Below are 23,438 nucleotides of genomic sequence, written 5' to 3' on the forward strand. Positions count from 1 at the left end.
TCTGAACATAGAGGGCTTGTCAGCAGGCGGTGCTCACCGCGGTCCGGGACAGCACGGGGCGGGGCAGGGCCGTGGTCCGGGCGGCCGGGCGCCGGGGCTTGCGGGTGCCGGCGAAGACGAACAGCCGCAGGACCAGGAAGCGCCCGATGCCGGCCAGTGCGGAGGCGGTGAGGTAGACGACCTGCTCCGTGAGCATGCTCGGCGAGGACTGGACGGCGTGCAGGAGGAACATCGCGGCGCAGGTGACGACGTACGCGGCGGCCGCCGAGCCGGAGGACTGCAGGTGCTCGCGCCGGCCCGGGCGGCGGCCGGTGCCGAAGGTGAACAGGGCGTGGAGTTCGGTGCAGAGGAGCGTCGAGGCCACCGTGATCACGGCGTTCGCGACCGCCCACGGCATCGCCATGGCCACCAGCGGTACGGCGAAGCTGGAGAGGACGCCGATGCCACCGCCGCAGACGACGAAGCGGACGAAGGAGGCGATCGGGCCGGGGGTAGAAGGGGCGGCCGGGGCAGAGAGGGAGGTCAGGGAGGGCGAGGACGGGGACTGGATCCTGTCGGCCGTCTGCGTCTCCATGGTGGTTTCCTCCGGCTCGGCGCGGTTTCTCTGATCTGCTTGATCCGGGTGGATCAGCTGAGATCAACGATGCCGTCGCGGGCTCGCCGGATCGATGGAGTGCCCTCCCGGACCTGAGGTAGGGCTGGCTACACCATGGGGGTGGGGAGCTCCCGCTACTTGCCGTCCGCGTCCTTCGCCCGCAGCTCCTCGATGTACTCGAGCGAGAGGTTCGTCGAACGGCTGAACCAGTCGTGGAGTACGGCGATCTCGTCGGCGGAGTACTCCGCGAAGACGGCGTCGAGGCGGTCGTAGTACGGCTGGTAGAGGGCGACGACCCGGGCCACGGCGTCGGGGACCGCGGCGACCCGGACCCGACGGCGGTCGGCGGGGTCGGGGACGCGGGTGACGTAGCCGCCCCGTTCGAGGCGGTTGAGGATGCCGGTGACCGCGCCGGTCGTGACGTGGGCGTGCTCGGCGAGGTCGCCCGCGGTGAGGAGGTTCTCGCCCGCCTTCAGGACACAGGCGAAGCTCAGCAGGTCGGTGACGTTCAGGCCCAGCCGCTGGGCCATCTCCTGCTGGCCGAGGTGGGCGGTGGCGATGAAGAGGTCCATCGCCTCCAGTGCCTGGGCCGGAGTGGCGGTGGGGCGGGGCTCGGCGTGCATGGGATTCCTGATTCTCTTAGCTGCTGAGAGATTTCTTCGCTAAACTTCTTAGGAAGTGAGGGATCGGGTCGAGGAGGATCTGTGAGTGCACATCAGTATGACGAGGGGCACACGGTCGCGGGGTGGACCGGAGTCGGCGTCGCGGCCGTCGGGACGTCCGTGCTGGGGGTGGGGGTGTGCATGGTGTCGGGTTCGCTGATCGCCGGTGGTCTGGCGATCACGTTGGTGAGCGCCCTCGTCACCTGGGCCCTGCACCTGTCCGGCTGGGGCAAGCCGCCGGGGCGTCGGCCACGCGAGCAGTGGGGGATGCGGGTGCGGGACACGAGCGCGCGGGGCGGGCATGCCGGGTGCGTGGGGTGCCGGATGGCGGGGCGGGGCGGCCGCCCGAGTGCGGCGGTGGTCGCGGCCGGGCCCGGGGCGGGCGCGGGCAGGCAGGCGGAACCGGTCGCTTCCGTCGAGTCGGTGGGCTGACCTCCGACGGCCTCGTTCCCGCCGTGGCCGTGACCACGGCCGCACGGCCGTCGGTTCGGCGCCCGGTGTTTCCGCGTGACCGCCGTTGTCAGTGGTGCCCCCTACTCTCGTGAGAGATGGCACAGGGATGGAAGTGCTCGGGGTTGTCGTGGTCGGCGGACGGTCCCGTGCTGCGGTGGGACGGCGGGCGGCGCAGTGCGCTGACCTGGGGGAAACGGGTGGCCTTCGCGGTCAGGGAGGGGGGCGTGCGGACATGCGTGGGAGCGCGGGGGCATGCGTGTGCGGCGCGGGCCGCGGTGTCGGGGCGGAGCACGGGGGCGCGGTGCGAGGAGTGTGCGCGGCTGGACCGGGCGCACTCCGTGGCCGCCGACACCCTTGCGGACGACCCCCGGCCGTACCGGGTATATCTGGCGTGGTTCGGGCCCGGCATGGTCAAGGTCGGCATCACCGCGTGTGAGCGGGGGTCCGCGCGGCTGCTGGAGCAGGGTGCGGTCTGCTTCAGCTGGCTGGGAACCGGGCCGCTCATGGCGGCGCGGCGCACCGAGGAACTGCTGAGGGCCGCGCTCTCGGTGCCCGACCGCGTTCCCTACGGCGACAAGCGGGCCGTACGGTCCGCTCTGCCGGTGTCGGCTGCCGACCGGGCCGCCGAGATCGCCGAACTGCACGCGCGGGCCGTGCTGTTGGGCGGCTGGCCCGACTCCCTGGAGCGCGCGCCGTACGAACCGGTCGACCACGTCGAGGTCTTCGGGCTCTCGGGCCTGCCCGCCGCCGTCGGTGAGGTGAGCGAGCTCGTCGCGGGCGGCGCCATCGGCGGCAGGCTCGTCGCGGCCGCCGGACCCGACCTGCACCTGGAGACCGAGGGCAAGGGGGTCGTCGTACTGGACACGCGGCTGATGACGGGGTGGGAGCTGGTCCCGGCCGCCGGAGCGGAGAACACCGTGCCGGTGCGGGAGTTCAAGGAGTCGCCGGGGGTTCAGGACGGGTTGTTCTGACGAGGGGAGTGGTTCGCTGTGCGCCGGTCGTGGACGGCATGGGTCATCACCGTGGTGCGGCTGTCGTCGCCTTTGAAGTGCCGTGCCGTGCCCTCATGTTGAGCTCTGTCCGGGGCGCCGAACAAGGGATTCCCCAAGGGTTCCCTGAGAGGCGCCTGTGAGTTTCTCAGGAAAATCACAGATTTCCGAAAGGGTGCTCTCAGGGGGCCCCGACAAGGTGTTCACCATGACCACGACCTCGCCCCAGGGGCGCACCGAACTGCTGAGGCCGGACGGGAGCCCCGTCCGAGTGCTTGTGGTGGACGACGAACTGTCGATCACCGAGCTGCTGTCCATGGCCCTGCGCTATGAGGGATGGCAGATCCGGAGTGCGGGAGACGGCACGGGTGCCGTCCAGACCGCGCGGGAGTTCCGGCCCGACGCCGTCGTTCTCGACATGATGCTCCCCGACATGGACGGCCTGACCGTCCTCGGGCGGCTCCGCCGTGAGCTGCCCGATGTGCCGGTGCTGTTCCTGACCGCGAAGGACGCGGTCGAGGACCGTATCGCCGGGCTCACCGCCGGTGGTGACGACTACGTCACCAAGCCGTTCAGCCTCGAAGAGGTCGTGGCGCGGCTGCGTGGGCTCATCCGCCGCTCCGGTGCGGCCGACCGCCGCAGTGACTCCGTGCTGGTCGTCGGTGACCTCACCCTCGACGAGGACAGCCACGAGGTCTCGCGGGCCGGGGAGAACATCCACCTCACGGCGACGGAGTTTGAACTCCTGCGCTTCCTCATGCGTAATCCCCGGCGTGTGCTCAGCAAGGCGCAGATCCTCGACCGGGTGTGGTCGTACGACTTCGGCGGCCAGGCCAATGTCGTCGAGCTCTACATCTCCTACCTGCGCCGCAAGATCGACGCGGGACGTGAGCCGATGATCCACACCCGGCGCGGTGCCGGCTACCTGATCAAGCCCGCCGCCTCATGAGCGGGCGACGACGGCCGCGGGCGCAGAAGCGAGCAGGGCGAGCAGGCAAGCCGCGCACGCTGCGGACGCGGCTCGTCGTCGCGTCCGTGGTGCTGATCGCCGTGGTGTGCGCGGTGATCGGCACGGTGACGACGCTGGCGTTGCGGTCACATCTGTACGACCAGCTGGACGGCAAGCTGCGTGAGACCGCCGGGCGCGCGGTGGGCATCGGCAGGGACAAGGCGCCGGAGCCCGGCAACGGAACCGCCCCCCAGACCAACCCCCCCGGCTCGGACACGGAGGTCTCGGCCGGGGAGAAGGCCGCGAACTTCGTCGGGCAGGCCCCGACGCAGCCCGACACCATTGCCGCGTACGTCCAGAACGGCAAGATCGTCAGTGCCGCCATCGCCAAGCAGCAGAAGGACAGCGACGGCGTCTTCAAGGGCATGACCACGAGCAACCTCAACGCGGCGCAGAAGGCGGCCATCGCCGAGGTCTCCCAGGACGGGAACCCCCACACCGCGGACATCCCCGGCCTCGGCGAGTACCGCGTCCAGTACCTCACGAACAAGGTGAGCGGCGAGTCCTACTACGTCGCCCTCCCCACCGACGACGTCAACAGCACCATCAACACCCTGATCCTCGTGGAGATCAGCGTCACCGCCGCCGGTCTCGGCGCCGCCGTCATCGCCGGATACGTCCTCGTCGGTGTCGCCACCCGTCCCCTGCGCAGGGTCGCCAACACCGCCACCCGGGTCTCCGAACTGCCCCTGCACACCGGTGAGGTCAACCTCAGCGAGCGGGTGCCCGAGTCGCAGTGCGATCCGCACACCGAGGTCGGTCAGGTCGGCTCCGCGCTGAACAGGATGCTGGACCACGTCCATGGCGCCCTCCACGCGCGGCAGCAGAGCGAGATGCGGGTGCGGCAGTTCGTCGCCGATGCCAGTCATGAGCTGAGGACGCCGCTCGCCTCCATCCGCGGGTACGCCGAGCTGACCAGACGCGGCAGGGAAGAGGTCGGCCCCGACACCCGGCACGCTCTCGGCCGTATCGAGTCCGAGGCGGGCCGTATGACGCTGCTCGTGGAGGACCTGCTGCTGCTCGCGCGCCTGGACGCGGGGCGGCCCCTCCAGTTCGAGCAGACCGACCTCATCCCGCTCGTCGTGGACACCATCAGCGACGCCCGCGCGGCCGGCATGGACCACAACTGGCGCCTGGACCTGCCCGACGAACCCGCCCTCGTCTCCGGTGACGCGGCCCGTCTCCAGCAGGTGCTCATCAACCTGCTCGGTAACGCCCGCAAACACACTCCGGAGGGGACGACCGTCACCGCCCGGGTGCAGCGGCGCGGCCCCTGGATGTGCGTGGACGTCGAGGACAACGGCCAGGGCATCCCGTCCGAGCTGCTCCCGCACGTTTTCGAGCGGTTCGCGCGTGGCGACTCCTCGCGCTCCCGTGCCTCCGGTTCGACGGGCCTCGGTCTCGCCATCGTGCAGGCCGTCGCGACCGCGCACGACGGTGCCGTGACCGTCGACAGCGTTCCCGGGCGCACCGTGTTCACCATGCACCTGCCCGCGCTCGGTCCCGTGGCCCCGCGTCCGGCGCCCGAAACGAATTGGCAATCGCACTCACAGGCACAGCACAGCGCTGCCATATGGGTGCAACAGGGCGCTTGACCAGAGTCGTTGTCATGCGAACCGATTCTTCTCCCGGCACCCTGCCGGCGCGGGAGCACCTCCCGGCCGGCGACGCCGGTACGCCTGTCCTGGACGTAGTGATCCCCGTTTACAACGAGGAGAAGGACCTCCAGCCGTGTGTGCTGAGACTGCACGAGCACCTCAAGCGCACGTTCCCGTACGCGTTCCGCATCACCATCGCGGACAACGCGTCGACGGACACCACTCCCCTGGTGTCGCAGCGGCTGGAGGCGGAGATCCCGGAGGTCAAGGCCTTCCGGCTGGAGCAGAAGGGCCGCGGCCGGGCGCTCAGGACCGTCTGGTCCGCCTCGGACGCCCCGATCCTCGCCTACATGGACGTGGACCTGTCCACCGACCTCAACGCCCTGCTGCCGCTGGTGGCCCCGCTGATCTCGGGCCACTCCGACCTGGCGATCGGCTCCCGGCTCGCCCGTAGCTCGCGGGTGGTGCGCGGCCCCAAGCGTGAGTTCATCAGCCGCGCCTACAACCTCATCCTGCGCGGCTCCCTCCAGGCCCGCTTCTCCGACGCACAGTGCGGCTTCAAGGCCATCCGGCGTGACGTGGCGCAGGTCCTGCTGCCGCTCGTCGAGGACACCGGCTGGTTCTTCGACACCGAGATGCTGGTCATCGCCGAGCGCGCGGGACTCCGTATCCACGAAGTGCCCGTGGACTGGGTCGACGACCCCGACTCCACCGTCCACATCGTCAAGACGGCGACCGAGGACCTGAAGGGGGTGTGGCGCGTGGGCAAGGCCCTCGCCACCGGCGCGCTGCCGCTGGACCGGATCGCCCGCCCGTTCGGCGACGACCCCCGCGACCGCGATGTGCAGGACGTGCCGAAGGGGCTGGCCCGCCAGCTCGTCGGGTTCTGTGTCGTCGGCGGTCTGTCGACCCTCTTCTACCTGGTGCTCTACAGCGTCTTCCGCCAGTTCGGCGGCTCCCAGGTGGCCAACGCGCTGGCCCTGCTGGTCTCGGCGGTCGCCAACACCGCCGCCAACCGACGGCTGACCTTCGGGGTGCGCGGGCGGGGCGGCGCCGTCCGGCACCAGGCGCAGGGCCTGGTCGTCTTCGGTATCGGTCTCGCGCTGACCGCCGGTTCGCTGGCCGCCCTGAACGCGGCCACCAGCGACCCGGCGCACTCCACCGAGCTGGCGGTCCTGATCGCCGCCAACCTCGCGGCGACGGTTTTGCGCTTCCTGCTCTTCCGGGCCTGGGTGTTCCCCGACCGCGACGACGAGCAGCCACGCTCGACCGTCGTGGCCTCGCACACCCCGCCCTCGCACACCCCGTCCTCGCCGACGTACTCCACCCAGCAGCTCCCCGCCGCACAGACCTACCCGGCACTGCCGCAGCGCCCGACGGCGAACCAGTACGCCACGGCACCGCGCGGCCCGCAGTCTCCGTACGACACGACCGAGTTCCGCGCCGGTGAAGCCGCGGAGCAGCGCTCCTGGAAGGACGCCACGATGCACCTCAACCCGGTGCGTCCGACCGACACCGACCCGAGGAACTCCTGATGACCACGCAGACCGACCATCCGACCCAGCAGGGTTCCGGGTGGGGTCCGGCGGCGACGGCCCCCGAGGCGCCGGTCGCTCCCCCGGCCCCCGAGTCCGGTGAACCCAAGCAGCCCTTCGCGCAAAGACTGTGGCGCGGCCGCCCCGAGGATCCCCGCTGGGTGCGCCCGGCGTTCTGGGGCCTGCTGCTCGCCACAGCGGCGCTCTACTTCTACAACCTGAGCGCCTCCGGCTACGCCAACTCCTTCTACTCGGCGGCCGTCCAGGCCGGCACCAAGAGCTGGAAGGCGATGTTCTTCGGCTCGCTCGACGCGGGCAACGCCATCACCGTCGACAAGCCCTCGGCGTTCCTGTGGCCGATGGAGATCGCGGCGAGGATCTTCGGCCTGAACTCCTGGACGATCCTCGGCCCCGAGGTCCTCATGGGCGTCGGCACCGTCGCGGTCGTCTACGCCTCCGTGCGCCGCCGGTTCAGCCCCGCGGCCGGTCTGATCGCGGGCGCCGTGCTCGCGCTCACCCCCGTCGCGGCGCTGATGTTCCGGTTCAACAACCCGGACGCGATGCTGGCCCTGCTGATGGCGCTGGCCTGCTACTTCGTCGTCCGCGCCGTCGAGGACGGCAAGACGAAGTGGCTGGTGTGGGCGGGCGTCGCGATCGGCTTCGCCTTCCTCGCGAAGACCCTGCAGGCCTTCCTGATCCTGCCGTCGCTCGCGATCGTGTACGCGGTCGTCGCACCGGTCTCCCTGAAGAAGCGCTTCGGCCAGCTGGCCGCGGCCACCCTCGCCCTGGTCGTCTCGGGCGGCTGGTGGGTCGCGATCGTCGAGCTGTGGCCCGCCTCCTCCCGCCCCTACATCGGCGGCTCGCAGAACAACTCCTTCCTGGAGCTGACCTTCGGCTACAACGGTCTCGGCCGCCTGAACGGCGAGGAGACCGGCAGTGTCGGACCCGGCGGCGGCACCGTCAGCGCCTGGGGCGAGACCGGCTGGAACCGGATGTTCAACTCCGAGATCGGCGCGCAGATCTCCTGGCTGCTGCCGGCCGCGCTGATCCTGCTGGCCGCGGGCCTGGTGGCGACCCGCAAGCTCAAGCGGACCTCGGTGACCCGGGCCTCGTTCCTGGTGTGGGGCGGCTCGCTGCTGATCACCCTGGTGGTCTTCAGCTTCATGGCGGGCATCTTCCACCAGTACTACACGATCGCCCTGGCCCCCTACATGGCCGCCGTGGTCGGCATGGGCGCGGGCATCCTCTGGGAGAAGCGCGCCGAGATGTGGGCCTCGCTCAGCCTCGCGGCCGCGGTCGTGGCGGGCTCCGCCTGGGGCTACGTCCTTCTCAACCGCACTCCGGACTACCTGCCCTGGCTGAAGTGGCTGGTCCTCATCGGCGGGCTGGTCGCCGCGCTCGGTCTGGTCTTCGTGGCCAAGCTCGGCCGGCAGCTCGCGCTCGCCGCGGCGGCGCTGGGCATCGTGGCGGCGCTGGCCGGTCCTGCGGCGTACACGCTGAGCACGGTCAACTCCGCGCACACCGGCTCGATTCCGACGGCCGGTCCGTCGGGGGCGGGCATGGGCGGCGGTCCCGGTGGCGGCGGCGGTCGCGGCGGCTTCGGCGGCGGCAACGGTGGCGGCCCGGGCGGCCAGACCCAGCAGAACGGCAACGGCAACACGCAGAGCCAGGGACAGGGTCAGCAGGGCCAGGGCTTCCCGGGCGGCGGCATGCCCGGCCAGAACGGCAACACCCAGGGCAACGGCACCACCCAGAACCAGCAGGGCGGTATGCCCGGCGGTACGGGTGAGGGCGGCGGCATGGGTGGCGGCGGTGGCGTCGGCGGTCTGCTCAACGGCGCCAGCGTCTCCTCCGAGGCCAAGAAGCTGCTGCAGGCCGACGCGGACGACTACACCTGGGCGGCGGCCGCGATCGGTGCCCAGAATGCGGCGAGCTACCAGCTGGCCTCCGACGAGTCCGTGATGGCGATCGGCGGCTTCAACGGCACCGACCCGTCCCCGACGCTGGCCGAGTTCAAGAAGTACGTGGCGGACGGCAAGGTCCACTACTTCATCTCCAGCGGGTCCAGTGGTGGCATGGGCGGCAGCAGCAGCGGTACGTCCTCGCAGATCACCTCGTGGGTCGAGGCCAACTTCAAGAAGGTGACGGTCGGTTCGGCCACCTTCTACGACCTCACCCAGAAGGCGAGCAGCTGACGGTTCTCCCAAGGGGAAGGGCGGTGACTTCGGTCGCCGCCCTTCTCGCATGTCTACGACAGGGTTGCGTTGTACGGCGTATAGGAACTGTTCTACGGTGTACGGCATGACCGCTCCCGCTCCCGCGCCCGCCACCGTCGCCCAGGGCCACCCCCAGCGCTGGCTGATACTCGGCGTCATCTGCCTCGCCCAGCTGACCGTGCTCCTGGACAACACGATCCTGAACGTGGCGATCCCCTCGCTCACCAGCGAACTGGGCGCGGCCACCTCCGACATCCAGTGGATGATCAACGCGTACTCGCTGGTGCAGTCGGGACTGCTGCTCACCGCGGGCAGCGCGGCCGACCGCTACGGCCGCAAGAAGATGCTGGCCGCCGGACTGGTGCTGTTCGGGGTGGGCTCGCTGGTCGCCGGGCTCGCGGACTCCACCGCCCAACTGATCGCGGCGCGGGCCGGGATGGGCGTCGGCGGCGCGCTGCTGATGACCACCACGCTCGCCGTGGCGATGCAGATCTTCTCGCCCGAGGAGCAGCCGAAGGCGATCGGCATCTGGGCGGCGGTGAACTCCCTGGGCTTCGCGACCGGCCCCCTCCTCGGCGGTTTCATGCTGAACCACTTCTGGTGGGGCGCGATCTTCCTGATCAACCTGCCGGTCGCCGCGCTCGCCCTGGTCGCGGTCGTGATCCTGGTCCCCGAGTCGAAGAACCCGCAGGGCGACCGCCCCGACCTCCTCGGCGCGCTGCTCTCCACCATCGGCATGGCCTCCCTGGTGTTCGCGATCATCTCCGGCCCCGAACACGGCTGGACGTCAGGCCGGGTGCTGGGTCCTGCGGCCGTCGCGGTCGTGGTGCTGGCCGGCTTCGCGTACTGGGAGAGCCGCATCCCGTATCCCATGCTCGACATGCACTTCTTCCGCGACCGGCGGTTCACGGGAGCCGTGGCGGGAGCGGTGCTGATCACCTTCGGTATGGGCGGCTCGCTCTTCCTGCTCACCCAGCACATGCAGTTCGTCCTCGGATACGGCCCCCTGGAGGCGGGGCTGCGGACGGCACCGCTCGCCCTGATGATCGTCGCCCTGAACTTCACGGGTCTGTCGGCGAGGTGGTCGACACGGCTCGGCACCCCGCTGTCCATCGGGCTGGGGATGGCGGTGATGGCGGCGGGCCTCCTCTCCATCGCCACGCTCACCGACCACGGGTATCCGGGCACACTGCTGGGCCTGGTGCTCATCGGCGCCGGAGCCGCGGTCGCCAGCCCCGCGATGGCCCACGCGATCATGAGCTCGATCCCTCCGGAGAAGGCCGGCGTCGGGGCGGGGATCAACGGCACGGTGGCGGAGTTCGGGCAGGGGCTGGGGGTCGCGGTCCTCGGCGCGGTGCTGAACGCTCGGTTCGCGGCGGGGATTTCGGTGGCCGCGGTGTCCCTGCCGGGGGCGTTGGCGGAGGCGGGGTCGGCTTCGGAGAGGGCGCGCATCACTGACGCGTTCGCTTCCGGACTGGAGAGCAGTCAGTTGGTGGGGGCGGTGGCTGTGTTGCTGGGTGGGGTGGTGGCGGGTGTTTTGTTGCGGCGGGCGGAGAGGGTGGAGGGCGCCTAGTGGGGTGGGGGCTTGGGCTCGTCGGCGAGTGCGGGCTCGTTGTGGCTGGTCGCGCCCACGCGGCGGAGCCGCAAATCGACACAGCCCCGCGCCCCTTACAGATCGGTGCGGGCCTAGCATCTTTGCCAGTGAACGACGTCTCGGAAGGTGCGCCATGGTGAAGGCAGGCCAAGGAGCGGCCGCGCGAACCAGTGTCTGGCTCGAAGGCAAGGTGCGCCGGGGCGGCCGGGGCGGCGGGCAGCCCTCCGGGCTGGACCGTGAACGCATCACCCACGTCACGGTCCGTCTCCTGGACGCCGAGGGGCTGGCCAAGTTCTCCATGCGGCGGCTGGCCGCCGAGCTGAACGTGACCGCGATGTCCGTCTACTGGTACGTCGACACCAAGGACGACCTTCTCGAACTCGCGCTGGACGCCACCTTCGGCGAACTGGAGCTGCCCAATCCGGAGGCCGACGAGGACTGGCGGGACCAGCTGCGCACGGTGGCCACGGAGTACCGGGGCCTGCTGGTCCGGCACCCCTGGATCTCCCCGCTGGCGGGCACGTTCCTCAACATCGGCCCCAACTCCCTCGCCTTCTCCCGGATCGTGCACCGCGTGATCCGCAAGACCGGCCTGCCCGCCCACGGCATCACCGGCGCGATCTCCGCCGTCTTCCAGTTCGTCTACGGCTTCGGCACCATCGAGGGCCACTTCGTCACCCGCGCCACCCAGGCCGGCATGACCCAGGACGCCTACTTCCGCCACGCCATGACGGCCGCCGCCCAGGCCCCCGACGCCGCGGAGATCCTCAAGGAGAACGAGGAGATCATGACGGCGAGGGGCGGGGACACGGTGGAGGAAATGCGGGACAGGGACTTCGAGTTCGCCCTGGACCTCTTGCTGGCAGGCATCGAAGCGATGGTGAGTGCAACTCCTCAGGGGCGCGGGGAACGGCGCGACCAGCCCCAGTGAACCCGCACCCGCCAACGAACCGAAGCCCCCACCCCCTCAGGCGTCCGGCGAAGCCAGCCTCGCCGGAAAACCGCCGGTGGCAACAGGCCCCCACCGCTCCGGCGTGACCCGAATGATCGACTTCCCCTGCTTCCGCATCGCCGCCCGGTACTCGTCCCAGTCCGGATGCTCCCCCGCGATGTTCCGGTAGTACTCCACCAACGGCTCCACGGACTCCGGCGAGTCGACGACCTCCGCGGTTCCGTCGACCTGAACCCACGGTCCGTTCCACTCGTCGCTCAGCACGATCACGCTGACCCGTGCGTCCCGCTTCGCGTTCCGCGTCTTCGCCCGCTCCGGATACGTGGACACCACGATCCGGCCGGAGTCGTCCACCCCGCACGTGAGCGGCGAGGCCTGCGGCGACCCGTCCCCCCGCCGCGTCAACAGAATCGCCCGGTGCCGGGGCCGCACGAAGTCCAGCAGCTCGTCAAGGGAAACGGCCTTGTTGGTCGCGATGTTCGGTGCCATGGAATCAGCCTAGTTGGAGCGCCACGGAGTTCCACCGAACAGCGTCACGCCCGAGCCGGTCCGCCCCCTCGTCCACGATCCGCAGCAGCTTCAGCCCTGCCTCCGCCGCATGCCCGGCGACCTCCTCGGGCGGGATGTCGTACATCCGCCGATCCACCGGCGGCTCACCGCGCCGCAGCGTGACCAGCAGGATGCCGCCCGGGGCGAGCAGCCCGGCCAGGCGCCGCATGGCGACGGGCCGCTCCTCCGGCCTCAGGTGCATCCACACCGCGGACAGCAGGACGACGTCGTACGGCCCCCGCACACCGGGTATCTCCGGAAGGGCGCCCGCCCGCCAGCTCACCCCGCTGTCGGGGTGCAGCCGCTCGGCCACGCGCCGCAGCTCCGCCACCGGCTCCACCGCGTCGACCCCGAACCCCCGCCGGGCCAGCGCCGCCGCGTCCCGCCCGGTGCCCGCGCCGATGTCCAGCACCCGCGCGGGCGGGTCCGGCAACAGGTCCAGCAGCGCCTCGTGCACGGCCTCGAACGAGACGCTCTCGTACACCCTCCCCAGCCGCTCCGCCGACTCGGCGTAGTAGCCCTGCACCCCCGTGTTCGGCTCCATGCCACAAACCTACGACCTACCACTGACAACGGCCTCAGACCTGCGGCAACGACTCCCCCTGCACCGCCTGCACATCGAGTTCCACCTTGAGCGTCGTCCCGATCGCCGCGATCCCCGCCTGCACGACCTGGTTGTAGTTCATGGCGAAGTCCTCCCGCCGCAGCTGGGTCGTCGCCCGGAAGGCGGCCCGGGTCCCGCCCCAGGGGTCGGCGCCGGTGCCCAGGTAGGCGAGGTCCAGGTCAACGGGTCGTACGACACCGCGCATCGCCAGCTCGCCCCGCACGGTCCACCGGTCCGTACCGGCCACGGCCAGTCCCGTCGACCGGTACGTGATCTCCGGGTACCGCTCGACGTCCAGGAAGTCCGCCGACCTCAGGTGCTCGTCCCGCATCGCGTTGCCCGTGTCGATGGAGGCGGCCCGGATCACCGCCTCCACCCGGGACTTGGTCACATCGTCCGGGGCGACCTCGATCGCCGCGGTGAAGTCCGTGAACCGCCCGTGCACGCTGGAGATACCCAGGTGCTGGGCGACCGCGCCCACGGCGGAGTGGGCCGGGTCCACGGTCCACGGGCCCGGCGGAGGGAGTTCGGCCCCGCCGATACGGGCCAGCGTGACCGTGCCGACCTCGGCGCGCCCTCCCTCAGAGGGGGTACCCCCAGCGGTGACGATCGCGCTCGACGCGGCGGGCGCGTAGCCGACGGCCGTGACGATGACGGTGTACGGCCCCGGCTCCAGCGGAGTCCCGTCCCGTACGGCGCCCTCCGCGTCCGCCTCCGCACGCAGCACCTGCGTCCCGGTCATGTCGGTCACCGTGACGACCGCGTGCGACACGGCCCATCCGTCCCGGGTTCGGATCCTCGCGGTCAGTCCCATTTCACGTAACTCCTCGGCTGCGAAACTGCGACCGGCCCGCGGCGGGTACGCGCCTCCCCTCAGAGCACGCGCTCCCCACCACGGGCCGGGGTTCTGAACTACTCGCCGGGGTGGGCGAGTTCGATGTCGTGACCGTCGACCGCGGGGCCGTTCACCGTCAGGGCCGTGGCCTGCGGCGGGTAGCCCGTCGCGATGACCGTGTACTCGCCGCCGTCCAGGTCGGTGAAGGCGTACGCCCCGTCCGCCCCGGTGGTGGCGGTGCCGACCACGTTGCCCGCCGCGTCCACGAGGGTGACCCGTGCGTCGGCCAGCGGACCGTGCGGTGCCCGTACCACACCCTGGAGGCGGACCCCCGAGTCGAGGTCGACCTCGATCCGGGTGACTCCGGTGCCGCCGACCTCGACGGGCAGCGCGCGCGGCCGGAACCCGGCGGCGTTCACCGCGACGGTCACGGCACCCGGCACCAGCTCGCCGAACGCGAACTCGCCCTGCTCACCGGTGGTCCCGGTGGCCAGCAGATCGCCCCGCACATCGGTGACGATCACCATCGCGTCCTTGACCGGCTCCCCGCTCTGCGCGGCCCGCACGAGCCCGTTCAGCCCGCTGGTGCCGCTGAGGAGGACGTCGTACGCCACCGGCTCGCCGTGCACGAGCACCGTGGACGCCTGCGGCTGGAACCCGTCCGCGGAGGCGATCAGGACGTACGACCCGACGCTCGGCGCCTCGACCGCGTAGGAGCCGTCGGCCTGGGTGACCGACCGGCCCAGCTGCCGTCCCGCCAGCGAGATCAGCGTGACCGCGGCCTGCGGGACCGGCGCGCTCTCGTTGCCGCGCACGAAGCCGCGGACCGGGATGCCGCCGGAGCCCTCACCGGATGCCTCCGGACGGGCCAGGGTGGCCACGGCGGACAGCCGCTGCGTACCCGTGCCGTCGTCGGTGACCTCCGTGTCGGAGGCGGAAGAAGACGACACCGCCCAGCTCGGAACCTGCTCGGCGGCCGGGGTCTCGGCGCCGGCCGGGGCCTCCTCCGTGGCGGCCTGTGCCAGCGCGCCCTTGGTCCGCAACGGGACCTCCTTGATGAACAGGGTGATCAGGAACGCTACGGCCGCGAGGGCGCCGGCGATCAGGAACACGTCGGCGATGCCGTGGCCGTAGGAGCTCTCCATGAGGGTGCGCACCGGGGCCGGCAGCTTGCTCAGGTCCGGGATGCTGTCGGTGGAGGAACCCGAACCGGCAAGGGCGGCCTGGTACTTGGGGTCGAGGGCGGCGATACCGTCCGACACGTAGTGCGTGATCCGGTGGGACATGACCGCGCCGAGCGCGGAGACGCCGACGGCGCCACCCAGGGACCGGAAGAAGGTGACCGTGGAGCTGGCCGAGCCGAGGTCGGACGGGTCGACCTGGTTCTGTGTGCACAGCACCAGGTTCTGCATCATCATGCCGATGCCGAGACCCAGAAGGGCCATGAAGATCGACATCTTCCAGTAGTCCGTGTCGTACCGGATGGTGCCGAGCAGTCCGAGACCGGCCGTGACGAGCACGCCACCGCTGACCAGCCACGCCTTCCAGCGTCCGGTACGGGTGATGAACTGCCCGGAGACGGTGGAGGAGATGAACAGTCCGCCGATCATCGGGATGGTCATCACACCCGACATCGTCGGGGACTTGTCGCGGGCCAGCTGGAAGTACTGGCTGAAGAACACGGTGCCGGTGAACATCGCGACACCGACGAACATCGAGGCCAGCGACGCGAGGGTGATGGTGCGGTTGCGGAACAGGCGCAGCGGGATGATCGGCTCGCGCGCCTTGGACTCGATCAGTACGAAGAGCAGACCGAGGGCGATCGAACCGCCGACCATCGCGTACGTCTGCCAGGAGATCCAGTCGTACTTGTCACCCGCGAAGGTGACCCAGACCAGCAGCAGCGAGACGGCGGCGGCGATGAAGAACGCGCCGGACCAGTCGACCTTGACGTCCCGCTTCACGACGGGCAGGTGCAGGGTCTTCTGCAGCACGATCAGCGCGATGACGGCGAAGGGGACACCGACGTAGAAGCACCAGCGCCAGCCCAGCCAGCTCGTGTCGGTGATGACACCGCCGAGCAGCGGGCCGCCGACGGTCGCGACGGCGAAGGTCGCGCCGAGGTAGCCGGAGTAGCGGCCGCGCTCACGCGGGGAGATCATCGCCGCCATGACGATCTGGGCGAGTGCCGACAGACCGCCGACGCCGATGCCCTGGACGACACGGCAGGCGATCAGCATGCCGGCGTTCTGCGAGAGACCGGCGGCCGCGGAGCCCAGGACGTAGATGACCAGGGCTATCTGGACGAGAGCCTTCTTGCTGTACAGGTCGGCGAGCTTGCCCCACAGGGGAGTGGCCGCGGTCATCGACAGCAGGGCGGCGGTGACGACCCAGGTGTAGGCGGACTGGCCGCCGCCGAGGTCGCTGATGATGTGCGGGAGCGCGTTGGTGACGATCGTGGACGACAGGATCGCCACGAACATGCCGAGCAGCAGGCCGGAGATGGCCTCCATGATCTGCCGGTGCGTCATCGGGGCGTACTCGGCGGCGGAGCCTCCCCCGTGCTTGGCGTGAGCCCGCACACCGGGTGGTGTGGTCGTAGCCATGGGCTTCCTTCTCCTATGTGGTGGTCGCGGGTGTGCGGGTGGTCTGTTCGAGTACGAGGGGTGCGGGGGGTGCGGGAGGCCGGAGTTCGGGGCCGTGCGCGCGTGTGTCGTCGAAACTTGCCCGCAGCCGGGCCATCAGCGCGGTCAGCTGGGCCACCTCGGCGTCGCTCCAGTCGCTCAGCCGCTCGGCGAGCATCTGGCAGGTGCGCCGGGAGAGCTGGTCGAGCAGCGCACGGCCGGCCGGTGTCAGGCGGAGGATGCGTGAGCGCTTGTCCGCCGGGTCGGGGGAGCGCACGATCCAGCCGCGCTCGGCGATGTGCGCGACATGGCGGCTGGTGACCGACATGTCCACGGCGAGCAGCTCGGAGAGCTTGCTCATGCGCATGTCTCCGTGACGTTCGAGCAGGATCAGTACGGCGGCGGAGCCGCTGGGGCACTCGGACGGCATCATCCGTCCGACCTCCCTCTTCACGGCTCCGAAGGCGCTGAACTGGCGGATCAGCTCCTCGTATCGCGTCTGCTCGGCCATCACACCTCCACGTATTCGTTGCTTGGGGCAACCATAGAGCCGTTGGTTGCTACAGGCAAATAAAACGGTGTGAGGGTGGTATAAAAACTTGGTAAAGGCAAGTGTTGCGAACGTGAATCCGCATGTGGGGCCGGTGCCATCCTCGTGAGCCCCGCACTTGGGCCCCACGCCCTGGTTCGCTAGGGTCTCTGGGCATGGCTGATAACCAGGGCCCCCAGGGCAACTACGACCCCGCCGGCAGCACCCAGATGTTCCGCGCGTTCGTCGACGAGGGCCCGCAGGGCCGCCAGCAGCAGACTGCGCCTGCCTCTTCGGGTGGTCCGCGTGTCGGTCTCATCATCGGTGTGGTGGTCGTGGTGGCGATCGTCGCGGCGGTGGCTTGGCTGGCGCTGAAGTAGTCGGTGCGGGTGGGGTGGGGGCGGGCGTTTTGCGCAGTTCCCCGCGCCCCTGAATGCCTGCGGCGGCCTGTGCGGCTCCGGTGGGGGCGTGTGTAGCGCGTGCGGTTTGGTGGGTGGGTCGGGGCCGGGGGGGGGGGGGGGGTTGGGGGGGGGGGGGGGGGCGGGGGTGGGGGGTGTCCGTCCTCGGTCCGGCGGTTGCTGTTGCTTTGGCTGTGCCCTGTGACGGACGCCGGCCGCTGCGGGCGGACACCCCCCACCCCGTCCCCTTCGCGCCGTACGCGGCGAACGGCCCGTCGTGGCGCGCGGGGCGGCGAACGGCTCGTGGTGGCGCGCGGGGTGGCTGACGTCCTTCGTGGCGCGCGGGGTGGCGAACGGCCCGTGGTGGCGCGCTTGGTGGTTGGCGGTCCCGTCGTGGCGCAGGCCGCCTGCAACCCCCTAGGGGCGCGGGGAACTGCGCGACCAGCCACAGCGGACCCGCAGCCGCCAGTCGTCACAGCGAGGCACATCAATAGGCGCCCGGCCCGAGCCCAGCGCTAGCTGTCCGCGGGGAACTGCGCGACCTGAGCGGACGCGCAGTCGCCCGACAACTGAACCCGGCACATCCGATGGCAGAGGGCGTGCCCTCAGTCTGAGATGAGGCCTTCCCGGAGCTGTGCCAGGGTTCGGGTCAGCAGGCGTGAGACGTGCATCTGGGAGATGCCGACCTCCTCGCCGATCTGTGACTGGGTCATGTTGGCGAAGAAGCGCAGCATGATGATCTGCCGCTCACGGGGCGGGAGTTTGGCCAGCAGCGGCTTCAGGGACTCCCGGTACTCCACGCCCTCCAGCGCCGTGTCCTCGTAGCCGAGGCGGTCCGCGAGGGAACCCTCGCCGCCGTCGTCCTCCGGGGCCGGAGAGTCCAGCGAGGACGCGGTGTAGGCGTTGCCGACCGCGAGGCCGTCGACGACGTCCTCCTCGGACACGCCCAGCACGGAGGCGAGTTCGGCGACCGTCGGGGAGCGGTCCAGCTTCTGGGAGAGCTCGTCGCTGGCCTTGGTGAGGGCCAGGCGCAGTTCCTGGAGGCGGCGCGGGACGCGCACCGACCAGGACGTGTCGCGGAAGAAGCGCTTGATCTCGCCCACGACCGTCGGCATCGCGAATGTCGGGAACTCCACGCCCCGTTCGCAGTCGAAGCGGTCGATCGCCTTGATCAGCCCGATGGTGCCGACCTGGACGATGTCCTCCATCGGCTCGTTGCGCGAGCGGAAGCGCGCCGCCGCGTACCGCACCAGCGGGAGGTTGAGCTCGATGAGGGTGTCCCGGACGTACGCGCGTTCGGGGCTGTTCTCGTCGAGTGCGGCGAGCCGCAGGAAGAGGGAGCGGGACAGGGTGCGGGTGTCGATGGCCCCGGACACAGTCGGGGGAGGCAGGGCCGGCGCGGCCTCGACAGCCGGGACGTCGATGAGCGCGGGCGCAGCCTCGCTCTTTGTGAGCGTGAGCACCTTCGAGCTGCCCTGGTCTGCGGACATGCCACCCCCTTTGGGTCGCGGGACGGTCGCGGCGAACGTTCCGCGGGTGGAACGTTCGCCTTCACCTGAATACCGGAGCCGAAGCCACGGCAAACGCGCTTCCGGCAGAATGTCACATGTCGGCAACACGCTGTAGTGACATGTCGACATGTGAGACTCGAATCCGCCCTGGATAAAGGGGGTCTGACGGTTTTTCGGCATAGAAGTGTCGGGAACGGCGCTGGTGAGCGATTCGCTCGCGCCGGTTACGTCTCGATAGTGCTTGCGAACTGCGGTGTTCCGGAACGTGCGACCGTGCGCCCCTTATGCATCGGCTATCCGCAGTCGGCTATGCGTCGATCCGATTGGCGGACCGCAGCCGTTGGAAGCTACGCGCGAGTAGCCTCGAAACGTGCATCTGCGAGACCCCGAGTTCCGCGCTGATTTGTGACTGGGTGAGGTTGCTGTAGTAGCGCAGGAGAAGGATTCTCTGCTCCCGCTCGGGGAGTTGGACCAGTAGGTGGCGGACCAGGTCCCGGTGCTCCACACCGTCCAGGGCGGGATCCTCGTAGCCGAGCCGGTCCAGCAGGCCCGGCAGTCCGTCGCCCTCCTGGGCCGCCTCGAGCGAGGTGGCGTGGTACGACCGCCCGGCCTCGATGCAGGACAGCACCTCGTCCTCGCCGATGCGCAGCCGCTCGGCGATCTCGGCGGTCGTCGGGGTGCGTCCGAAGGCGGTCGTCAGGTCCTCGGTCGCGCCGTTGACCTGTACCCACAGCTCGTGCAGGCGGCGCGGGACATGGACCGTGCGGACGTTGTCGCGGAAGTACCGCTTGATCTCGCCGACGACGGTCGGCATCGCGAAGGTCGGGAACTGCACACCGCGGTCCGGGTCGAAGCGGTCGATCGCGTTGATGAGTCCGATGGTGCCGACCTGGATCACGTCCTCCATCGGCTCGTTGCGGGAGCGGAAGCGAGAGGCCGCGTAGCGCACGAGCGGAAGGTTGGCCTCGATGAGCGCCGTCCGCACCCGGTTGTGCTCCGGCGTGCCCGCCTTGAGCCCCTTCAGCTGGCCGAAGAGCACCTGGGTGAGCGCTCGGGTGTCGGCGCCGCGGCTACGGGGCGCGGCCGGCGCCGGTTCGGTGGCTTCCTGGGGAGGCGCAGTACTGGCCGACAAGGTCAACGCCACCTCTTCGTTGGTCAACTCATCCGTCAAAAGCGGTCATAGCATCACAAGACATGTGCACTGTGTGCAAGCACCGCATAACCTTGGGTTACGCCGTGTTGAGGGGCAAGTTGGGGCGCAAGACGCGGGAAAGCCTCCCGTCGTTGCCGGCGGGAGGCTTCGGAGTGAGCGGGCTCAGTACGCGTAGTCCGCGATCACCCAGGTCGCGAACTCCTTCCACAGCGCCACGCCCGCCTGGTGCTCCGGGTGCTCGACGTACGTCCGCAGTGCGGCCGGGTCGTCGAAGCCGGAGTTGATGGCGAAGTCGTAGGCGATGGGGCGGTCGCTGAGGTTCCAGCCCAGCTCCCAGAAACGGATCTCGGGGATCTTGCCGTCCAGCGAGCGGAAGGCCTCGACGCCCTCCACGACCCGCGGGTCGTCGCGCTCGACGCCCTCGTTGAGCTTGAAGAGGACGAGGTGGCGGATCATCTGCGCTCCCAGCTAGTGCGCCCCGTCGGCGAGCCATGTGAAGAAGTCGCCGATGGCCTTGGCGGCGTCTGATATGCCCTCGAACCCTATCTGCACGTAGCCGGCCGCCGTCTTGGGGTCCGTGATCACCACGTAGAGCACGAAGACCACGAGTACATAGACGGCGATCTTCTTTCCGTTCACCGCCACTGCGGCCTCCCCCGCTTGGTGCTGCTGTTCCTTCTGGGGCGCGAGTGTAACCGGGGTGATCACCATGCATGAAGGGCCCCGTCTCTCGACGGGGCCCTTCTCAAGCGGTAGCGGAGGGATTTGAACCCTCGGTGACTTGCGCCACACTCGCTTTCGAGGCGAGCTCCTTCGGCCGCTCGGACACGCTACCGAGGGAGACCTTACAGCAAGGTGGGGCGTGCTTTGAAATCGGTAATCGGTCGTCGGTGGGCCCGGTCGCGGCTCCTTCAGCGGTCCCGGAAGAACTCCGTGAGCAGCCGGGCGCATTCCTCCGCGAGGACGCCCTCGACCACCTCGGGCCTGTGGTTGAGCCGCCGGTCGCGGACGACGTCCCACAGGGAGCCGGCCGCGCCCGCCTTCTCGTCCCGGGCGCCGTAGACGACCCGGTCCACCCGGGACTGCACGATCGCGCCCGCGCACATCGTGCAGGGTTCGAGGGTGACGACGAGCGTGCAGCCCGTCAGCCGCCACTCGCCGGCCTCCGCGGCGGCCCGGCGGATCGCGAGGACCTCCGCGTGGGCCGTCGGATCGCCGGTGGCCTCGCGTTCGTTGTGGCCGGCCGCGAGCACGGTCGTACCGTCCGGGGACAGGACGACGGCGCCCACAGGCACGTCAGCGCCGGCCCTGCCGGCCTCGGCCAGGGCGAGCCGCATCGCGGCCCGCCAGCGGTCGCGTACCGGGTCGGGGGTGCTTTCCTGAGGGGTCGGTGCGGTCAGCGGACGGTCTCCAGGACCTCCGAGGCGCCCAGGGCCTCGGCGATCTCGCTGACCGCGTCCTGCGACAGGGTCTTCAGCTCCTTCTCGCTGACGCCCAGGTCGTCGAGGACCGCGGGATCGCCGACCGGACCGTGCGGTACGGCCTCGGCGGAGCCGCCGCCGCTCTCGGCGTCGTCGTCCTCCTCCTCGTCCTCACCGTCCTCGGTCCCGTCGAGGTCCAGGGACTCCAGGTCGGCGTCGTCGTCGCCGGGCTCCCTTCCGAGCAGTTCGTCGGTGAGCAGGATCTCGCCGTACGAGCTGCGGGCAGCGGCGGCGGCGTCGGAGACATAGATGCGAGGGTCTTCCTCGCCGTCGATGCGGACGACCCCGAACCAGGCGTCCTCCTGCTCGATCAGTACGAGCACCGTGTCGTCCTCGGCCGAGGCTTCCCTGGCGAGGTCGGCCAGATCCGACAGGGTCTCCACATCGTCGAGCTCTGTGTCGCTCGCTTCCCACCCGTCTTCGGTGCGCGCGAGCAGTGCGGCGAAGTACACCGTGACTCTCCCACTGGTCATAGGCGTGCCGGTTGGCGGTCCCCCCGGCGGAGGTTGCGGGCGGGGAGAGCTCGGCTCCGAGCCCCACCCACTCGGAATCGTGGCAGAAACAAGGCGTTCAGGGGACGTCTTCGGCACCCTGTGTCCGGTGGTTTTGATCGCACATGCATCGGCACATCGGCGAAGGACTCACCAGCGCACTCGTTGCCGCCACGAGCGGGATCGTACGCGGCTTTTCCAAGCGCCTTCGCACGGCCACCTGTTCAGCGCACCGCCGGGGTGTTCCGCACCACTCCCTGGACCCCTTCGGGGCGCGTGGTCTCTCCTCACCAACGGAAGGTCCGCATGCGCATCGCGTGCCGCAGCCGGGCGACCTTCGCGCGGCGCGGCTGCACCCGGTCGCGCAGTTCACGGGCTTCCGCGAGGTCGCGCAGGAACTGGGCGCGACGGCGGCGGCGGTCGGCTTCGCTCTCCCGCGGGTCTCGCGGCGAGGGCTCGCTCAGGTCTCGTGCCGAGGGCTCGCGCTGTGACGGGTCCTGGTCGGTATCGCGCTCAGGCAGGTCAGGAAGGTCAGGCATCGGTTCACCACCCCAGTCCGTCCCTCCCACTTTCCCCCGGTCGGGCGGTTTGACGCCAGCGCGAGCGGTGCGGTGGGCCCGGCTACTGTTGTGCACATGCGTCTCCACGTCGTCGACCACCCGCTGGTCGCCCACAAGCTCACCACGCTGCGCGACCAGCGCACCGACTCCGCGACCTTCCGTCGTCTCGCCGATGAGCTGGTCACCCTGCTCGCCTACGAGGCCACGCGGGACGTACGTACCGAGGCGGTCGACATCCGGACCCCGGTCGCCTCCACGACCGGTGTGAAGCTGTCCCACCCGCGGCCGCTGGTGGTGCCGATCCTGCGCGCCGGGCTCGGCATGCTCGACGGCATGGTCCGGTTGCTGCCGACCGCCGAGGTGGGTTTCCTCGGCATGATCCGCGATGAGCAGACGCTGCAGGCCACCACGTACGCCGCGCGTATGCCGGAGGATCTCTCGGGGCGGCAGGTGTACGTCCTCGATCCGATGCTCGCGACGGGCGGCACCCTGGTCGCGGCGATCCGGGAGCTCATCAGGCGCGGCGCGGACGATGTGACCGCGGTGGTGCTGCTTGCCGCGCCCGAGGGCGTGGAGATCATGGAGCGGGAGCTGGCCGGGACGCCGGTGACGGTGGTCACGGCGGCGGTCGACGACCATCTGAACGAGCACGGCTACATCGTTCCGGGCCTCGGCGACGCGGGCGACCGTCTGTACGGCGCGGCTGAGTAGCACTGCCCCTGCTGCGGCCTGTGCGGGGGGGGGGGGGGGGGCCGTTTTGCGCAGTTCCCCGCGCCCCTGAATGCCTGCGGCGGCCTGTTTCGGTTTGGTGGGGTTTGTGTAGCGCGTGCGGGTGGGTTGTGGGTCGGGGACGGGGTGGGGGGTGTCCGTCCTCGGTCCGGCGGGTGCTGTTGCTTCAACAGTGCTCTGTAACGGACGCCGGCCGCTGCGGGCGGACACCCCCCACCCCGTCCCCTGCGCGCCGTACGCGGCTAAAGGTGCGTCCACCGTCCCCACCCCAGGGGCGCGGGGAACTGCGCGACCAGCCCCCACCGGGCCGCAGCCGCCCGACAACCCGACCCGCAAGCGAGCGTTTCCGCAGGTGGGAGGCGTTCGAATGG

24 protein-coding genes and 1 tRNA gene are annotated in these 23,438 nt (G+C 70.3%); 10 read left to right on the top strand and 15 right to left on the bottom strand.

What is annotated here, in order from left to right; translation table 11 throughout:
- Positions 1–19 precede the first annotated feature (19 nt).
- Together ACI2L1_RS26940 and ACI2L1_RS26945 are read right to left on the bottom strand one after the other, a co-directional pair.
- A complete protein-coding gene (locus ACI2L1_RS26940) occupies positions 20–574 on the bottom strand; it encodes a GtrA family protein (RefSeq protein ID WP_404741944.1) in 555 nt (184 codons plus the stop codon).
- A 155-nt stretch (positions 575–729) separates the two neighbouring features.
- Entirely contained in the window at positions 730–1,218 is a 489-nt protein-coding gene (locus tag ACI2L1_RS26945) for a MarR family winged helix-turn-helix transcriptional regulator (protein ID WP_404741945.1), read from the bottom strand.
- 81 nt (positions 1,219–1,299) lie between these two features.
- Between ACI2L1_RS26945 and ACI2L1_RS26950 the strand changes: the two genes are divergently transcribed.
- The 8 genes from ACI2L1_RS26950 (at position 1,300) to ACI2L1_RS26985 (ending at position 11,582) form a co-directional block, all read left to right on the top strand.
- Complete coding sequence (locus ACI2L1_RS26950; protein WP_404741946.1) at positions 1,300–1,689, top strand: HGxxPAAW family protein; 390 nt, start codon at positions 1,300–1,302, stop codon at positions 1,687–1,689.
- 116 nt (positions 1,690–1,805) lie between these two features.
- Complete coding sequence (locus tag ACI2L1_RS26955; RefSeq protein ID WP_404741947.1) at positions 1,806–2,681, top strand: DUF2797 domain-containing protein; 876 nt, start codon at positions 1,806–1,808, stop codon at positions 2,679–2,681.
- A 226-nt stretch (positions 2,682–2,907) separates the two neighbouring features.
- On the top strand, positions 2,908–3,648 hold the full coding sequence (locus tag ACI2L1_RS26960; protein WP_037711888.1) for a response regulator transcription factor: 741 nt from the start codon (positions 2,908–2,910) through the stop codon (positions 3,646–3,648).
- The gene (locus ACI2L1_RS26965) at positions 3,645–5,303 is read left to right on the top strand and encodes an ATP-binding protein (protein ID WP_404741948.1); all 1,659 of its coding nucleotides are present in this window, start codon (positions 3,645–3,647) and stop codon (positions 5,301–5,303) included. Before ACI2L1_RS26960 ends, ACI2L1_RS26965 begins: the two co-directional genes overlap by 4 nt.
- A gap of 14 nt (positions 5,304–5,317) precedes the next feature.
- Positions 5,318–6,841, top strand: a complete 1,524-nt coding sequence (locus ACI2L1_RS26970; RefSeq protein ID WP_404741949.1) for a glycosyltransferase — start codon at positions 5,318–5,320, stop codon at positions 6,839–6,841.
- On the top strand, positions 6,841–9,036 hold the full coding sequence (locus ACI2L1_RS26975) for an ArnT family glycosyltransferase (RefSeq protein ID WP_404741950.1): 2,196 nt from the start codon (positions 6,841–6,843) through the stop codon (positions 9,034–9,036). Before ACI2L1_RS26970 ends, ACI2L1_RS26975 begins: the two co-directional genes overlap by 1 nt.
- Positions 9,037–9,133: 97 nt before the next feature.
- Positions 9,134–10,630, top strand: a complete 1,497-nt coding sequence (locus ACI2L1_RS26980) for an MFS transporter (protein WP_404741951.1) — start codon at positions 9,134–9,136, stop codon at positions 10,628–10,630.
- A gap of 154 nt (positions 10,631–10,784) precedes the next feature.
- Positions 10,785–11,582: a TetR/AcrR family transcriptional regulator gene (locus ACI2L1_RS26985; RefSeq protein ID WP_404741952.1), complete on the top strand. Its 798-nt coding sequence runs from the start codon at positions 10,785–10,787 to the stop codon at positions 11,580–11,582.
- A 36-nt stretch (positions 11,583–11,618) separates the two neighbouring features.
- Here the strand turns inward: ACI2L1_RS26985 and ACI2L1_RS26990 are convergent, their stop codons facing one another.
- The 5 genes from ACI2L1_RS26990 to ACI2L1_RS27010 all read right to left on the bottom strand — a co-directional run bounded on the left by ACI2L1_RS26990 (position 11,619) and on the right by ACI2L1_RS27010 (position 16,726).
- Positions 11,619–12,092, bottom strand: a complete 474-nt coding sequence (locus ACI2L1_RS26990; RefSeq protein WP_404741953.1) for a PPOX class F420-dependent oxidoreductase — start codon at positions 12,090–12,092, stop codon at positions 11,619–11,621.
- A gap of 4 nt (positions 12,093–12,096) precedes the next feature.
- Positions 12,097–12,696, bottom strand: a complete 600-nt coding sequence (locus ACI2L1_RS26995) for a class I SAM-dependent methyltransferase (protein WP_404741954.1) — start codon at positions 12,694–12,696, stop codon at positions 12,097–12,099.
- 34 nt (positions 12,697–12,730) lie between these two features.
- Positions 12,731–13,570: a YceI family protein gene (locus ACI2L1_RS27000; protein WP_404741955.1), complete on the bottom strand. Its 840-nt coding sequence runs from the start codon at positions 13,568–13,570 to the stop codon at positions 12,731–12,733.
- A gap of 98 nt (positions 13,571–13,668) precedes the next feature.
- Positions 13,669–16,197 carry an MFS transporter gene (locus ACI2L1_RS27005; RefSeq protein WP_404741956.1) on the bottom strand — a complete coding sequence of 843 codons (2,529 nt, stop codon included), beginning with the start codon at positions 16,195–16,197 and terminating at the stop codon, positions 13,669–13,671.
- Positions 16,198–16,210: 13 nt separating this feature from the next.
- Positions 16,211–16,726, bottom strand: a complete 516-nt coding sequence (locus ACI2L1_RS27010) for a MarR family winged helix-turn-helix transcriptional regulator (protein ID WP_404741957.1) — start codon at positions 16,724–16,726, stop codon at positions 16,211–16,213.
- A 194-nt stretch (positions 16,727–16,920) separates the two neighbouring features.
- Here ACI2L1_RS27010 and ACI2L1_RS27015 point away from each other — a divergent pair, with 194 nt between their 5' ends.
- The gene (locus tag ACI2L1_RS27015) at positions 16,921–17,124 is read left to right on the top strand and encodes a hypothetical protein (RefSeq protein ID WP_404741958.1); all 204 of its coding nucleotides are present in this window, start codon (positions 16,921–16,923) and stop codon (positions 17,122–17,124) included.
- Between the two features lie 623 nt (positions 17,125–17,747).
- On the opposite strand, the gene ACI2L1_RS27020 is transcribed toward ACI2L1_RS27015, so the two are convergent.
- The 8 genes from ACI2L1_RS27020 to ACI2L1_RS27055 all read right to left on the bottom strand — a co-directional run bounded on the left by ACI2L1_RS27020 (position 17,748) and on the right by ACI2L1_RS27055 (position 22,299).
- A complete protein-coding gene (locus tag ACI2L1_RS27020; RefSeq protein WP_404741959.1) occupies positions 17,748–18,632 on the bottom strand; it encodes an RNA polymerase sigma factor SigF in 885 nt (294 codons plus the stop codon).
- Between the two features lie 328 nt (positions 18,633–18,960).
- On the bottom strand, positions 18,961–19,797 hold the full coding sequence (locus tag ACI2L1_RS27025) for an RNA polymerase sigma factor SigF (RefSeq protein WP_404741960.1): 837 nt from the start codon (positions 19,795–19,797) through the stop codon (positions 18,961–18,963).
- Between the two features lie 171 nt (positions 19,798–19,968).
- The gene (locus ACI2L1_RS27030) at positions 19,969–20,262 is read right to left on the bottom strand and encodes a Dabb family protein (RefSeq protein ID WP_404741961.1); all 294 of its coding nucleotides are present in this window, start codon (positions 20,260–20,262) and stop codon (positions 19,969–19,971) included.
- A gap of 12 nt (positions 20,263–20,274) precedes the next feature.
- Positions 20,275–20,451 (bottom strand): hypothetical protein, encoded by a 177-nt coding sequence (locus ACI2L1_RS27035; RefSeq protein ID WP_404741962.1) that lies wholly within the window; start codon positions 20,449–20,451, stop codon positions 20,275–20,277.
- A gap of 105 nt (positions 20,452–20,556) precedes the next feature.
- Positions 20,557–20,641: transfer RNA gene (locus tag ACI2L1_RS27040), tRNA-Ser, on the bottom strand.
- 76 nt (positions 20,642–20,717) lie between these two features.
- Positions 20,718–21,143: a tRNA adenosine(34) deaminase TadA gene (tadA, locus tag ACI2L1_RS27045; RefSeq protein WP_404741963.1), complete on the bottom strand. Its 426-nt coding sequence runs from the start codon at positions 21,141–21,143 to the stop codon at positions 20,718–20,720.
- 59 nt (positions 21,144–21,202) lie between these two features.
- The gene (locus ACI2L1_RS27050) at positions 21,203–21,739 is read right to left on the bottom strand and encodes a hypothetical protein (protein ID WP_404742030.1); all 537 of its coding nucleotides are present in this window, start codon (positions 21,737–21,739) and stop codon (positions 21,203–21,205) included.
- A 326-nt stretch (positions 21,740–22,065) separates the two neighbouring features.
- On the bottom strand, positions 22,066–22,299 hold the full coding sequence (locus ACI2L1_RS27055; RefSeq protein ID WP_404742031.1) for a hypothetical protein: 234 nt from the start codon (positions 22,297–22,299) through the stop codon (positions 22,066–22,068).
- A gap of 114 nt (positions 22,300–22,413) precedes the next feature.
- On the opposite strand from ACI2L1_RS27055, the gene upp reads away from it, so the two are divergent.
- On the top strand, positions 22,414–23,049 hold the full coding sequence (gene upp / locus ACI2L1_RS27060; protein WP_404741964.1) for a uracil phosphoribosyltransferase: 636 nt from the start codon (positions 22,414–22,416) through the stop codon (positions 23,047–23,049).
- Positions 23,050–23,438: the final 389 nt, after the last annotated feature.

Origin of the sequence: Streptomyces sp. NPDC019531, from assembly GCF_044903305.1 — a bacterium.
Lineage (GTDB): Bacteria > Actinomycetota > Actinomycetes > Streptomycetales > Streptomycetaceae > Streptomyces.

Bases quoted from the DNA above. Each gene is read 5' to 3' on its own strand.
- ACI2L1_RS26940 (WP_404741944.1), bottom strand. From the start codon at position 574: ATGGAGACGCAGACGGCCGACAGGATCCAGTCCCCGTCCTCGCCCTCC.
- ACI2L1_RS26945 (WP_404741945.1), bottom strand. From the start codon at position 1,218: ATGCACGCCGAGCCCCGCCCCACCGCCACTCCGGCCCAGGCACTGGAG.
- ACI2L1_RS26955 (WP_404741947.1), top strand. From the start codon at position 1,806: ATGGCACAGGGATGGAAGTGCTCGGGGTTGTCGTGGTCGGCGGACGGT.
- ACI2L1_RS26960 (WP_037711888.1), top strand. From the start codon at position 2,908: ATGACCACGACCTCGCCCCAGGGGCGCACCGAACTGCTGAGGCCGGAC.
- ACI2L1_RS26965 (WP_404741948.1), top strand. From the start codon at position 3,645: ATGAGCGGGCGACGACGGCCGCGGGCGCAGAAGCGAGCAGGGCGAGCA.
- ACI2L1_RS26970 (WP_404741949.1), top strand. From the start codon at position 5,318: ATGCGAACCGATTCTTCTCCCGGCACCCTGCCGGCGCGGGAGCACCTC.
- ACI2L1_RS26975 (WP_404741950.1), top strand. From the start codon at position 6,841: ATGACCACGCAGACCGACCATCCGACCCAGCAGGGTTCCGGGTGGGGT.
- ACI2L1_RS26985 (WP_404741952.1), top strand. From the start codon at position 10,785: ATGGTGAAGGCAGGCCAAGGAGCGGCCGCGCGAACCAGTGTCTGGCTC.
- ACI2L1_RS26990 (WP_404741953.1), bottom strand. From the start codon at position 12,092: ATGGCACCGAACATCGCGACCAACAAGGCCGTTTCCCTTGACGAGCTG.
- ACI2L1_RS26995 (WP_404741954.1), bottom strand. From the start codon at position 12,696: ATGGAGCCGAACACGGGGGTGCAGGGCTACTACGCCGAGTCGGCGGAG.
- ACI2L1_RS27000 (WP_404741955.1), bottom strand. From the start codon at position 13,570: ATGGGACTGACCGCGAGGATCCGAACCCGGGACGGATGGGCCGTGTCG.
- ACI2L1_RS27005 (WP_404741956.1), bottom strand. From the start codon at position 16,197: ATGGCTACGACCACACCACCCGGTGTGCGGGCTCACGCCAAGCACGGG.
- ACI2L1_RS27010 (WP_404741957.1), bottom strand. From the start codon at position 16,726: ATGGCCGAGCAGACGCGATACGAGGAGCTGATCCGCCAGTTCAGCGCC.
- ACI2L1_RS27015 (WP_404741958.1), top strand. From the start codon at position 16,921: ATGGCTGATAACCAGGGCCCCCAGGGCAACTACGACCCCGCCGGCAGC.
- ACI2L1_RS27020 (WP_404741959.1), bottom strand. From the start codon at position 18,632: ATGTCCGCAGACCAGGGCAGCTCGAAGGTGCTCACGCTCACAAAGAGC.
- ACI2L1_RS27030 (WP_404741961.1), bottom strand. From the start codon at position 20,262: ATGATCCGCCACCTCGTCCTCTTCAAGCTCAACGAGGGCGTCGAGCGC.
- tadA (WP_404741963.1), bottom strand. From the start codon at position 21,143: ATGCGGCTCGCCCTGGCCGAGGCCGGCAGGGCCGGCGCTGACGTGCCT.
- upp (WP_404741964.1), top strand. From the start codon at position 22,414: ATGCGTCTCCACGTCGTCGACCACCCGCTGGTCGCCCACAAGCTCACC.